12 protein-coding genes are annotated in these 12,879 nt (G+C 60.9%); 1 reads left to right on the top strand and 11 read right to left on the bottom strand.

The annotated features are described in order from the left end of the window. Positions 1-84 precede the first annotated feature (84 nt). From ACYG9R_RS16760 to ACYG9R_RS16710, 11 genes are all read right to left on the bottom strand, one after another. Positions 85-1,149: an ABC transporter ATP-binding protein gene (locus ACYG9R_RS16760; RefSeq protein WP_023683214.1), complete on the bottom strand. Its 1,065-nt coding sequence runs from the start codon at positions 1,147-1,149 to the stop codon at positions 85-87. Positions 1,150-1,179: 30 nt separating this feature from the next. Further along, entirely contained in the window at positions 1,180-1,971 is a 792-nt protein-coding gene (locus ACYG9R_RS16755; protein ID WP_023671171.1) for an ABC transporter permease, read from the bottom strand. Then, positions 1,968-2,882 (bottom strand): ABC transporter permease, encoded by a 915-nt coding sequence (locus ACYG9R_RS16750; RefSeq protein ID WP_023825180.1) that lies wholly within the window; start codon positions 2,880-2,882, stop codon positions 1,968-1,970. Before ACYG9R_RS16750 ends, ACYG9R_RS16755 begins: the two co-directional genes overlap by 4 nt. A gap of 63 nt (positions 2,883-2,945) precedes the next feature. Further along, positions 2,946-4,052 carry an ABC transporter substrate-binding protein gene (locus ACYG9R_RS16745; RefSeq protein WP_023671169.1) on the bottom strand — a complete coding sequence of 369 codons (1,107 nt, stop codon included), beginning with the start codon at positions 4,050-4,052 and terminating at the stop codon, positions 2,946-2,948. A gap of 240 nt (positions 4,053-4,292) precedes the next feature. After that, positions 4,293-5,465, bottom strand: coding sequence for an iron-containing alcohol dehydrogenase (locus ACYG9R_RS16740; RefSeq protein ID WP_023683212.1), 1,173 nt, complete (start codon positions 5,463-5,465; stop codon positions 4,293-4,295). An 18-nt stretch (positions 5,466-5,483) separates the two neighbouring features. Beyond that, positions 5,484-6,869, bottom strand: a complete 1,386-nt coding sequence (locus ACYG9R_RS16735; RefSeq protein ID WP_023825179.1) for an aldehyde dehydrogenase family protein — start codon at positions 6,867-6,869, stop codon at positions 5,484-5,486. Between the two features lie 13 nt (positions 6,870-6,882). Beyond that, positions 6,883-7,302 carry a type II toxin-antitoxin system VapC family toxin gene (locus ACYG9R_RS16730; RefSeq protein WP_031196520.1) on the bottom strand — a complete coding sequence of 140 codons (420 nt, stop codon included), beginning with the start codon at positions 7,300-7,302 and terminating at the stop codon, positions 6,883-6,885. Next, positions 7,299-7,754, bottom strand: coding sequence for a DUF7662 domain-containing protein (locus tag ACYG9R_RS16725; protein ID WP_023695631.1), 456 nt, complete (start codon positions 7,752-7,754; stop codon positions 7,299-7,301). Before ACYG9R_RS16725 ends, ACYG9R_RS16730 begins: the two co-directional genes overlap by 4 nt. Positions 7,755-7,844: 90 nt before the next feature. Continuing rightward, a complete protein-coding gene (locus tag ACYG9R_RS16720; RefSeq protein ID WP_023671164.1) occupies positions 7,845-9,215 on the bottom strand; it encodes a glutamine synthetase family protein in 1,371 nt (456 codons plus the stop codon). A 90-nt stretch (positions 9,216-9,305) separates the two neighbouring features. Further along, positions 9,306-10,913, bottom strand: a complete 1,608-nt coding sequence (locus tag ACYG9R_RS16715; RefSeq protein WP_023825178.1) for an amino acid permease — start codon at positions 10,911-10,913, stop codon at positions 9,306-9,308. A 23-nt stretch (positions 10,914-10,936) separates the two neighbouring features. Beyond that, the gene (locus ACYG9R_RS16710; RefSeq protein WP_023825177.1) at positions 10,937-11,755 is read right to left on the bottom strand and encodes an N-formylglutamate amidohydrolase; all 819 of its coding nucleotides are present in this window, start codon (positions 11,753-11,755) and stop codon (positions 10,937-10,939) included. A 147-nt stretch (positions 11,756-11,902) separates the two neighbouring features. On the opposite strand from ACYG9R_RS16710, the gene ACYG9R_RS16705 reads away from it, so the two are divergent. Continuing rightward, positions 11,903-12,727 (top strand): MurR/RpiR family transcriptional regulator, encoded by an 825-nt coding sequence (locus ACYG9R_RS16705; protein WP_023825176.1) that lies wholly within the window; start codon positions 11,903-11,905, stop codon positions 12,725-12,727. Positions 12,728-12,879 lie beyond the last annotated feature (152 nt).

The following is a 12,879-nucleotide window of genomic DNA, read 5'->3' as shown; positions in this document are numbered from 1 at the left end:
CAAACGCCCGACCTTGGCAGGATACGGCCGTTCATCGCGCTGGCCTGATTCGACCGTCTCGGTTCCCTTGGGATGCTGCTTTTACTAGTGCAGCACCAGCATGTCGCTCGATGAAAACGATATCTCCGCCTTCTCGCCAACAGCCGGCGGTGGTGTGGCCGGGCTGTTGAAGGTGTCGAGCGACACCGTGTTGCCGCCGATGCCGACGCGAACGCGGATCACCGAGCCGAGGAAGTGCACTTCGGAGATTTCGCCCGACAGGCTTGAATCGCGACCGGGCTGGCGCCCTAGCGAAATCGCCTCGGGACGCAGCGCCAGCGACAGGGTGTCACCGGACTTCGAGCCGTTGAGCTTGCCCTTGAGCGAGACTTCCTGCGTGTTGACTTGCACCGTGCCGGCCGCAGCGTCAGTGACCTTGCCTTCGAGCACGTTCAGCGTGCCGACGAAATTGGCGACGAACTTGGTCGCCGGCCGGTTGTAGATCTCGAACGGCGTGCCGACCTGCTCGGCCTTGCCGCCATACATCACCGCGATGCGGTCGGAGATCGACAGCGCCTCTTCCTGGTCATGTGTGACGAAGATGGTGGTGATGCCGAGCTTCTTCTGGATCGAGCGGATTTCCTCGCGCAACGACACACGTACCTTGGCGTCGAGCGCCGACAGCGGCTCGTCGAGCAAAAGCAGCTTCGGCTTCGGCGCGATGGCACGCGCCAGCGCGATGCGCTGCTGCTGGCCGCCGGAGAGCTGGTAGGGATAGCGGTCGGCCATCTGCGGCAGCTTGATGATGTCGAGCATCTCGGCCACGCGTCTGTCGATGTCCGCCTTGGGCATGCCGGCGACCTTCAGGCCAAAGCCGATGTTTTGCGCCACCGTCAGGTTGGGGAACAGCGCATAGGCTTGGAACACCATGCCGACATTGCGCTGGTTGGGCTTTAGCCTCGTGATGTCCTTGCCTGCGACGACGATCTTGCCCGCCGACGGCTCTTCGAAACCGGCGACCATGCGCAGCACGGTGGTCTTGCCGCAACCCGATGGCCCAAGGAAGGAAACGAACTCGCCCGGCTCGACATCAAGATTGAAATCTTCGACCACGGTGGTGGCGCCGAAGGATTTTCGCACATGCTGGATGGAGAGGAATGGTTCGGCCATGGCTTTTTCTTTCGATCAGTACTTTGTCGATCAGTTCGGGCGGTTCGCCGATCTCGGCGCGAAACGGGACAGAATCTGGATCAGCGACATACAGCCCCAGGTGATGGCGAAGGCGATGATGGCAAGCGCCGCCGGCTCATAGGCGCGGTTGGCGCCAACGTTTTGCAGATAGGGGCCGAAGGCGGGCCGGTTGAGCAAGCTGGCCATGGTGAATTCGCCAATGACGATGGCGAAGGTAAGGAAGGCGCCCGACAGCACGGCGATCAGCACATTGGGCAGGATCACACGACCAATGATCGTGCCCCAACCGGCGCCAAGGATCTGCGCCGCTTCGGTCAGCGTCCTGACGTCGATGGTACGCAGTCCGGTATCGACCGCGCGATACATGTAGGGCAGCGCCAGCATTGCATAGCCGATGACCAGCAAGGCATTTGTGCCCATGTCGGTCGCCAGGAACGGCAGCGGCGAATTCGAACCGTACATCCTGATATAGCCGAAGACGATGACGATGGCGGGAATGACCAGCGGCAGCAGCGTGATGAACTCTACGATCGGCCGCAGTTGCGGCAGGCGCAGTCGAATCCAGTAGGCGGCGGGCACCACGATCAACACGCCCAGAATGATGGTGAAGATGGCGGCAAGCACTGAGTAGCCAAAGGTCGCCTGAAAACGAGGGTCGCCAAGCACGATCTGATAGGCGTCGAAGGAATAAGCGCCGCGCCGCATGCGCAAGGAAAATTCCACCGTCGCGATCAGCGGAATGAAGAAATAGGCCGCGCCCAGCCCGAAGACGACCCAGGCCCAGAATTTTCCGGACTTCATTTCAGCCACCTCTCCGAGCGCGTCCGGAACCAAATGTAGAAGACATTGGCCAGCCCGGTGATGACGATCATGCCGAAGGCGATCGCATAGCCGAGATGGGCATTGTGCAGCACGTCACCGCGTATCTGCGCATAGAGCAGGATCGGCACGATGTTGAGTGAAGAGCCGGTCAGCGCATAGGCGGTGGCGATGGCGCCGAAGGCATTGGCGAAGAGCAGGATGACCGTGCCGAGGAAACTCGGCCAGATCACCGGGATGACCACCATGCGCCAGTATTGCGTCTGGGTGGCGCCAAGCGTCGCCGCAGCCTCGCCCCACTCCTTCTTCAAGCCGTCGATCGCCGGCGTGATGATGACCACCATTAGGGGAATCTGGAAATAGACATAGGTCAGCGTCAGGCCCCAGAACGATAGGATGTTGAAGCCGTGCGCATAAATGTTGAGGCCGAACACGGTGTTGAGCAGCACCGTGGCGAGACCGAGGCGTCCGAGCGTGGCGATGAAGGCGAAGGCCAGCGGTACGCCGGCGAAATTGGAAGCCACGCCGGAGAATGTCAGCGTCGCCGAACGTATCCACTCCGGCAGGCCGCCGCGCACGATGGCGATGGCGATGCCGAGACCTGCGAAGGCGCCGATCAGCGACGAGGAAAGGCTGACCTTGAGCGAGATCCAGTAGGCGGCGACAATCGATGGCTGCGCCAGTGCTGCTATGTTTTCGAACGTGAATTCGCCGGCATCGTTCTGGAATGCACCCAGCATCAGATAGAGCGTGGGTAGGATCAGGAACATGATGGCGAAGATGAAGAATGGCGCAACGCCGAGCCATTGCGTCGGCAGTCGCATTGCACGCGCCTCGCTGGGGGGCGCGGTCTTCCCGGCAACTGCTTGATCGGAAAGCGAGATATCTGTCATGCGCCGGCTGCCGTCTCCGAGGAACACCGGGCGGCCGCGAGGCCGCCCGGTTGGTTTCAAGCCTTACTTGACGTTGGCGCCGACGACGGCATCCCAGTTCTTGGTGACGGCTTCCTTTGCCTTGCCCTGCTCGTCCAGCGTCGGGAACACCGCGGCAGCGTAAGCCTCGGCCGGCGGCAGCTTGGCCATCACGTCCGCCGGGAGCTTGCCGTTCTTGGCAAGATCGTTGAAGCGGATCGGGTGGCAATAGCCCTTCAGCCAGCCGATCTGGCCTTCGTCGGAGTAGAGATACTCCAGCCAGAGCTTGGCAGCGTTCGGATGCGGTGCGAAAGCACTGATCGCCTGCACATAGACGCCGGCAACTACACCGGTCTTCGGCACGACGACGTCGACGGGCGGATTGCCCTTCAGCGTGTCGCGACCGGCAAGTGCATTGTAATCCCAGGTCACCAGGATCGGCGTCTGGCCTTGTGCCAGGGTCGCCGGTTTGCCGATGACCGGCACGAAATTGCCGGCGGCGTTAAGCTTCTTGAAGAAGTCGAGACCAGCAGTGCCAGCAGCTTCGCCGGCAGCCGCACCACCGGAAATGCCGGCCGCGTAGACGGCCTGGATGGCCTGGTTCGAGGCGCGCGGGTCGCCGGCAAGCGCCACGGTGTTGGCGAATTCCGGCTTCAGCAGGTCAGCCCAGTCAGCCGGCGCTTCCTTGACGAGGTCCTTGTTCACCAGGAAGGATAGTACGCCATAGTAGTCGCCGGTCCAGTAACCATCGGCATCCTTGGCGCTGTCGGGGATCGAGTCCCAGGTCGACACTTTGTAGGGCTGGATCAGGCCGTCAGCCTTGGCGGTCGGGCCGAAGGACAGGCCAACGTCGATGACGTCGGGCGCCTGCGGGCCCTTGTTGTCCTTGTTGGCCTTGATCGCCTCGACCTCGTCGCCGGAGCCGGCATCGGGGTTGAGTTCGTTGATGGTGATCTCAGGATACTTTGCCTTGAAGCCGTCGATGACGGCGCCGTAGCCGCACCAGTCATGCGGCAGCGCGATGGTCGTGAGCTGGCCTTCCTTCTTCGCAGCGGCAACCAGTTCATCCATGGACTGGGCCGACGAGATAGCAGAGGTCGCCATGAGGGCGACGGCCGAAAGGGAAAGCACTTTCCCTGTGAACTTGAACATGTGTTCTCTCCGTTGAACTGGCGTCCTGGACGCCTGCGATGCGGTATCGGTTTCATATGACAGCCAGATGAAAGCTTTTTGAAACTGGCCCCCGGCGGTACGAAAAGTTAACTCTTTTTAACCGGCTGTAGCAATTAGCCTCGACTTAATTTCCCGGCTAATGGTTTATTGCCTTGCTTTTTGCCCCCTTGCCCTTCCTTTCCCTTCGTTTTTTGGATCACGTCCGGCGCAGAAACCGCCTCAGACAGTGCCGGCGATAGTGTTCTCGAGCAGCGTCAGCGCCGCCTTTTTGGTCAGCCTGACCGGGTTGCCGCCGGCCGTCGGATCGACCACCGCCATGTCGGCGATCAGCCCTTTGCGCTTCTTGTCCATGTCGAGCCCCTTGATCAGATCGGGCAGCGCATGCGGCACCTTCAATTCCTTGCGCAGCTTGATGATCGCTTTGGCAAAGCCGTCGAAGCCACCCTTGATGCCGCAATAGGCAGCGAGCCGGGCAATCCGCTCCTCGATGGAGTCGCGATTGAAGGCCAAGACATAGGGCATGAACACCGCATTCGTCATGCCGTGATGGGTGTCGTAGAGCGCGCCGATCGGATGCGACAGCGAGTGGATGGCGCCAAGACCCTTCTGGAAGGCGGCAGCACCCATGGCGGCCGCACTCATCATGTGCGCGCGCGCGACAAGGTCCTTGCCGTTGGCGTAGGCCTTGGGCAGGTTCTCGAACACCAGGCGCACACCTTCCACCGCAATGCCGTCGGCCATCGGGTGATAGCCCGGCGCGCAATAGGCTTCGAGGCAGTGCGCCAGCGCATCCATGCCGGTGCCGGCGGTGATGAAGCCGGGCATGCCGACCGACAGTTCCGGATCGGCAATGACGATTGCCGGCAAAAGCTTCGGATGGAAGATCACCTTCTTAGTGTGCGTCGCCTCATTGGTGATGACGCCGGCACGCCCGACTTCCGAGCCTGTGCCGGCAGTGGTCGGCACGGCTATGATCGGCGCGATGGCATCCGAATTGGCGCGCGTCCACCAGTCGCCGACATCCTCAAAGTCCCAGATCGGCCGCGTCTGGCCAGCCTGGAACGCGATCAGCTTGCCGAGATCGAGCGCTGAACCGCCGCCGAAGGCGATGACGCCGTCATGCTTGCCCTTCTTGAACACGGCGATCCCGGCGGTGAGGTTAGAATCGACCGGGTTCGGCTTCACCTCGGAGAACACGCCATAAGATACCTTGGCGTCGTCGAGGATTTTCAGCGTCGAAGCGACGACCGGCAGTTTCGCCAACCCCGGATCGGTGACGAATAGCGGCCGCTTAATGCCGGTGGCAGCGAGCACCTCAGGCAGTTCCTTGATGCGCCCGGCGCCGAAGCGGACGGTGGTCGGGTAGTTCCATTTGGAGATCAGCTTGGACATGTCTTGTCTTTCAAAAAATCAGATGGCTTCGCGCAGATGGAAGGATTTCGGCCGGGTCAGATTGTCGTAGCCGAGCGCCGAAAGGGCGACGCCTTTGCCGGTGTCCTTGACGCCGGTCCAGACCAGCGCCGGATCGAGGTAGTCGCAGCGGTTCATGAACACGGTGCCGGTCTCGACGCGGTCGCCGATCGCCACCGCATGCTCGATATCGCCGGTCCAGATCGAAGCGGTCAGCCCGTAGGGGCTGTCGTTCATCAGCGCGATCGCCTCCTCGTCGTTACGCACCTTCATGATGCCGACGATCGGGCCAAAACTTTCCTCGCGCATGACGCTCATCTGGTGGTCGACGCCGGTCAGCACTTCCGGCGCCAGATAGGGCGAGCCGGCCTTGTCGTTAGCCACCTTCATATTGATGTGTGCGATTGCACCCTTGCGCAGCGCCTCGGCCTTCTGCTCGCGGATCAGGTCGGCAAAGCGCGCCTGCGCCATCGGCCCCATTGTCGTCGCCTGTTCCAGCGGATTGCCGACGGCATAATTCTTCGTCTCGGCGATGAAACCTTCGACGAACTGGTCGTAGACCTTCTCATGCACATAGACGCGCTCGATGCCGCAGCAGCACTGGCCGGAATTGTAGAAGGCGCCGTCGACCAGATTGGCCACCGCATGGTCGAGCTTGGCGTCGGGCAGCACATAGGCCGGGTCCTTGCCGCCGAGTTCGAGTCCGAGCGTCATGAAGGTGCCGGCCGCCGCCTTCTCGATGGCGCGGCCACCGCCGACCGAACCGGTGAAATTGACATGGTCGATCTTGCCCGAGCCGAGCAGCTTCTCGGTCTGGGCATGGTTCAGCACGACATTCTGGAACACGCCCTTGGGCAGCCCAACCTTGTCGAACGCCTGCTGGAACCGTTCGCCAACCAGCAGCGTCTGCGCCGCATGTTTGAGGATAACGGTATTGCCGGCCATCAGTGCCGGCACGATGGTGTTGACGGCGGTCAGATAGGGATAGTTCCACGGCGCGATCACCATGACGACGCCGAGCGGATCCTTCTTCACATAGCGTCGGAAGCCGTCCTTCGGGTTGGATGCCGGCACGGATTTCAGCGCGGCTTCAGCGATCTCGACCATGTAATCGGTGCGCTCCCTGACGCCGCCGAACTCGCCGCCATAGCGCACCGGTCGCCCCATCTGCCAGGCGATCTCCGGCACGATCTCGTCGGTCATCGCGACCAGCGCTTCGAGCATCGCCAGCATAAATTTGCCGCGCTCGACGATCGGCGTCAGCGCCCACTTCTCCTGCGCCGCCTTGGCGCGCTCGACCGCGGCATTGATCGCCTGGTCGGTCGCGATCGGCCGCTCGGCGTAAATCGAACCATCGATGGGCGATTTGAGTTTTACGGTTTCCAAAGGATACTCCAAGTTAGCAGGCTAGGGTGCGCAGATGGCCATTGCGGCCATAGCGAAGGATGGGCTCGTCACGCGTCACCAGAACCATGTCCAACGCTCGCGCACTTGCCATCAGTATCCGATCCATGGGATCACCATGAGGCGGACCGGGCAGGTTGGATGACGCAATCAGAATGGCTGGTGAGATAGCGCTGAGCTTTGCCGACATTCGCTCGATGAATCGCTCCACGAAGTCGAGTGGCGCCAATGGCAGATTGAGCCGGCCCTTGGCTACGCCAATTCCGATCTCCCATGCCGACATCGGCGAAAGATACAGACGGCCGTCATAGGCCGCTTCCGAAATCTCCCGGCTTGCGTGCGGATCGATCAGACTATCGTTGGCGACAAAGATCATCGCACATGTATCCAGAAGCAGGTTTGGCTCTTCGCTCATTTACGCACCGCAAGTTTGCCGTCACGCGCGTCAGCCTCACCGCCCAGATAGCCCCGGTCCCATGGCTCGTCATCGAAAGGTTTGGTGATATCAAATCCGGCTTCGATTGTTATCAGGCCCTTCATGAAACCAAAACCGGGGTGGCGATCCGCGCGCGCCTCCTTTGGCGCGGCAGGCACGCTACCACTGGGCGGCGCCGAAATGGGTACTTTGCGAACGCGGCGAAATACCAGTTTCCCACTCCCTATATTGACGGATTCGGTCTCGAACCCAGCCTCAAGCCACTCCCTTGTCATGGGATTGTTGCTCGGATTGTTGCTCCACCATGCAGGGTATTGCTTCGATGCGGGCAGCGGCAGATTGAGCACTCTCTCGATTTCGGCGAATGACATCGGAACGCGATCGACATTTTGGGCAATGAGAAAGTCCTTGAGCGGCGCATATTTGGACATTGCAAACTCCTCAATGTAGCGCACTGCAGTTTACAGGTACCATATGGTACTAACTTCACTACATTGTCAACATTAAAGCTGTATAAAGTTTTAATACCGCTCGAACCCCCTGTGCAGTTCCCAATCCGTAATGCGGCGGTCGTATTCGAACTGCTCCCACTTTGCGGTGTGGACATAATGTTCGAGCACATCGTCGCCGAGCGCCTGCTTCAGCATCTTCGACTTGGCCAGCGTCTCGGTGGCGTCGCGCAGCGTCTTCGGGATCTCCGGCAGGCGCGAGGCCTGGTAGGCATCGCCGACGAACGGCTTCTGCAGTTCGAGCTTCTCGTCGATGCCGGCAAGGCCGGCGGCGATCAGCGCCGCGAAAGCGAGATAGGGGTTCAGGTCGGCGCCGCCGATGCGGCATTCCATGCGGATGCCCTTGGTGCCCTCACCGCACAGGCGGAAGCCGGCGGTGCGGTTGTCCTCGCTCCACATGATCTTGGTCGGTGCGAAGGTGCCGGCCTGGAAGCGCTTGTAGGAGTTGATGTAGGGAGCCAGGAACCAGGTAAACTCCCTGGCATATTTCAGTTGCCCAGCCGCCCATTGCTGGCCAAGCGTGGACAAAGTCCAGTCCGCCTTCTTGTCGAAGAACAATGGCGTCTTGCCATCGGCGCTCCACAGCGAATTGTGGATGTGGCTGGAATTACCGGCGAGCCCGTAATTGTATTTCGACATGAAGGAAATCGACTTGCCTTCGGACTCGGCAATCTCCTTGGCGCCGTTCTTCAGGATGACGTGGCGGTCCGCCATGTCGAGCGCCTCGGCATAGCGCACATTGATCTCTTCCTGCCCCGGGCCCCATTCGCCCTTGGAGTTTTCGATCGGAATGCCCGCCGCTTCCATCTCGTTGCGAAGCCGGCGCATGACGCCTTCTTCCTTGGTGGTGATGCCGATCTGGTAGTCGCCGATATAGGGCGACGCGGTGTCGAGCCCCTGCCAGTGCTTCTTGCGGGCGGAATCATAGGTCTCGTTGAACAGGTAGAATTCGAGCTCGGAGGCGAAGTAGCCGATATAGCCGCGTTCGGTGAGCCGCTTGACCTGCTTTTTCAGCATCGCGCGCGGCGAATGCGGAAGGTCGTCATGGGTGTGGTGGTCGAGCACGTCGCAGATCACCAGCGCGGTCTTTTCCAGCCACGGAATCCGCCGCAGCGTGGCAAGGTCCGGCTTCATGACGAAGTCGCCATAGCCCTTCGACCAGCTTGCCGCCTTGTAGCCCGGCACCGGCTCCATATCGATGTCGGCGGCGAGCAGATAGTTGCAGCCATGCGTCTCGTCATGAGCAGAATCCACAAAGTACTGCGCCAGGAAACGCTTTCCCGCGAGCCGCCCCTGCATGTCGACGATGCAGGCCAGCACCGTGTCGATCTCGCCATTGGAGACCGCTTTCTTCAACTGATCGAACGAGAAATTTCCGGCCATTCCTTTGGCACTCCAGCTAGCCGCTTGGGCTTGTCACTTTGAAAGGGAAAAAGCCGTGGCTATCGAACTCGCCACGGCTTTGATTGTTGCTCAGGCAGATTCGCCGACAGCCTTTTCAGCGGCTGCAATGATCGCCTTGCGCTTGGCGATTGCCGCCTCGCCGATTGGCGGACCCTGGAAACGCCGGTTTTCAATGGCGAACCAAAGAATTGCCAGGATGATGGCGAAGCCAACCGAATAGTACCACAGGCCCGGCACGAAGCTTGTGGCGGCAACCGGCGGATTGGCGGCAGCGTCGCCCGGTGTGCCGGGGATCGACACGACGAAGGCATGACCACCGATCGTGACCAGGACGGTTCCGATCATGACAATGACCGCGAAGACTTTTGACAAACCGCCCAGACGGAAGCTGCCAAAGGTGGTCCAGGTTTTTCCTTCGGCAAAGAAACCCGCAACAATCGGCATTGCATATGAAATGTAGAGATACATAGCGCAGCCGGTCGAGAGCGCGGCAAAGGCATTGAGTGGCGTCGTCACGGCGGTCAACACGACCGCCATGATGGCGGAGAACCAGATCGCCGCCACCGGCGTGCGATATGTCGGGCTGACCGAGCTCAGCAGGCCCGAGAATGGCAAGCCACCATCACGCGCAAACGCATAGATCATCCGTGATGTGGACGTCACGGCGGCTAATGCGCAGAGGAAGTTGGAAATGATCACACCGATCAGCATCAACTTGCCGATAAACGACGTCATGATGGCTGCGATGAAGAGATTGTTGAAGGAACTCCAGCCGGAGGCGGCGGCGGCATTCAGATCCGGGATGGCCATGATCATGACAAGGATCAGCACAAAACCGAACACGCCGGACCAGAAGACTGAATGCAGCATGCCCTTGTGCACCGTGTCGCGCGCATTGACTGTTTCTTCCGCCGTGTGTGCGGACGCGTCAAAGCCGGTAATGGTGAACAGCGGATAGAGAAGGCCGATGATGATCGCCATCAATGGACCGGTTTGCGGGGAAACGCCACCACCAGAAGCCCCGGTGTTGTTTACGAAGGTGAACGCCTTGCCGATGTCCAGGCTTGGCGCCGCCATCAGAAACATGATGATAAGGATGACGGTGACCCCGAGGATCAGGTAGCCGGAGAAATCCGTCAGTATGGTCGTCAGCCTGATGCCGAAGTGGTTCAGCAGGGCTTGCGCCGCGGTGATGACGGCGACCGATAGAATTTGCGTCCCCATCCCCCAGCCGGAGACGTCCCAGCCGAGTACCGAACCGAAGAACAGATCACGCGTGATGAGATAGAGAAACACATTCACGGCCGGGATGACGAACAGCAGTCCCAGCAGATTGACGTAGGCCGTTGCCCAACCCCAGAACCGGCCGCCCAGGATTGACGACCAGTGATACAGGCTGCCTGCCGTCGGGTAGGCTGACGCGATCTGGCCAAGACAGGCCGCAACGACAAGCGCATACGCGCTGCCGATGATCCAGCCGATGGTCAGTGAGAATGGACCGCCCGTCGAAAGCGCGATCGGGAATGATCCAAACCCGCCGGACAGGATGCAGATGATCGAAAACGAGATCGCAAAGCTTTGGAATGCTCCCATGCGCCGCGATAGTTCCTGGGCGTAGCCCATGCTGTGAAGGACCTTCACGTCCTCCGATGTGTCCGTGTGTATCGGTGCTGCCATTTGAAGTCCCCTTTTTAACGTTCTTAGCTGGCCGATTGAACTGACTTTCCCATTGCGTGTCGCCGGGAACCCTTGGCCTCCTCGGGTTTCAGGTCAGAAAAAATGCCTGTGAGCAGATCCGCCCATTTCCGCTGCCCGGTCTCGCCGGAGATCTCGTCGTTGCGGATTTCGATCATTGCGCAGGCAAGGCCGCGCGAGCGTGCATGGCGCTCCAAAGTGAAATAGACGCGGTCGGCCGGCGAATAGGGCTCGTTGATGCCGACACTGACGCCGGAGAGCCGCTGCAGCGCCGCTATCAGCGGCGACGCCAGCCGGCGGTCGTCATCATGGATGATGCCGATATGCCAGGGCCGCTTCTTGCCCTTGTAGACGGGGGTGAAGGAATGCACCGACACCAGACGGGTCTCCTGCCCACGCGCCTGCCGGTCGTCGATGATCGATGCGATCGTGTCGTGGAACGGCCGCCACGACAAAGCGATGCGCTCGGCGCGCTCACTGTCCGACAGGCCGGCATTGCCCGGAATGGCCGTCGTCTCGCTGACGGGCGGCACCAGGTCCGGTGCGTCGAGCGGACGGTTGCAGTCGATGATCAGGCGCGAGATGCGGGTTTCGACCAGCGTCGCATCGAGCGCTGCCGCCATGCGGCGGGCCACCGGCAGCGCGCCGGGGTCCCAGGCGATGTGGCGGGAGAGGTCCTCGGCCGGCAGGCCAAGCGTGCCGAATGCCGACGGCAGGAAGTTGGAAGCGTGGTCGCAGGTCAGCACGAAAGGGCTGGACCCGCCGGGGTTCGTCACCCCTACGGTATCAGACGATGCAAGGCTGGCGGGCCGTGCTCTCTCCATAATCTGCCGTCCCCTGGGGAGCGCTGTATCTTATGTTACGTATTTTGCCTCATTGCGTCCCTGTGGATGATTTCATACAGTTTGTCCGGCTTTGTCAAACGCGATTTCGGGGAAGCGGTCTGGACGGGCTCAGGGGTGGGGAAAACGATGATTTCCAGCATTGCCGAACTGATTTCGGACCGCATCGGCACGATGCCGGCCGGCGAGCGCCGCGCCGCGCAGACACTGATTGCGAACTATCCGCTGATCGGGCTGAAGACGGTCGCCGAGTTCTCGACCGCCGCCGGCGTATCGTCGCCGACCATCCTGCGCTTTGTCTCGAGGCTAGGGTTCCAGAACTATCCCGAATTCCAGTCGGCGCTGCAGGACGAACTGGCGGCGCAATTGCAGTCGCCGGCATCGCGCACGCTCAACCCGGCCTCCCCAAGCGGTGCAGTATCGCCAATGCTGGAGGCGACGCTGGACAATATGCGCGAGACCTTCAGGCATCTCTCCGACAGACAGCTTGCCGACATCGCCGCAAGGCTCGCCGAACGGCGCGGCAAGACATTCCTGATCGGCGGCCGCTTCACCGATCCGTTGGCGCGCTACATGGCCGCCCACCTCGCCATCATCCAGCCCGACGTTTATCACATCGCCGGCCAGGAGAGCATCTGGCGCGACCGGCTGATCGACATGGGCAAGCGCGACGTGCTGGTGATCTTCGACATCAGGCGCTACCAGGACAGTCTGGTCCGCTTTGCCGAGACCGCGCATCAGCGCGGCGTTCAGATCGTGCTGTTCACCGACCAGTGGCTATCGCCGATCGCCCGCTTCGCCCGCCATGTCATTGCCGGACGCACCGCCGTGCCTTCGGCGTGGGACTCTTCCGCCGCTCTGTTCGTTGTCGCCGAGACGCTGATCGGCGCCGTCACCAGGCAGCTCGAGGCCGACAGCGCCAGGCGCATCCGCGACCTGGAAAGCCTGCGCTGACACGCTCAATCCCGGCCGCAGGTGCGCAAAATTACGCAGATTTAATGTGCATGGAAGCGGCAGAATTGCCATAAAGCCATGATATTGCGGCGGCTTCGCACATACCGGGTGCGTCGCTGCGCGTTTTTTTGCTTGGTGAAACCGGTAGACGT

This window comes from Mesorhizobium sp. RSR565B, assembly GCF_054719465.1.
Note: the sequence above shows the minus strand (reverse complement) of the source record. Positions and strands in the feature narration are given on the sequence as shown.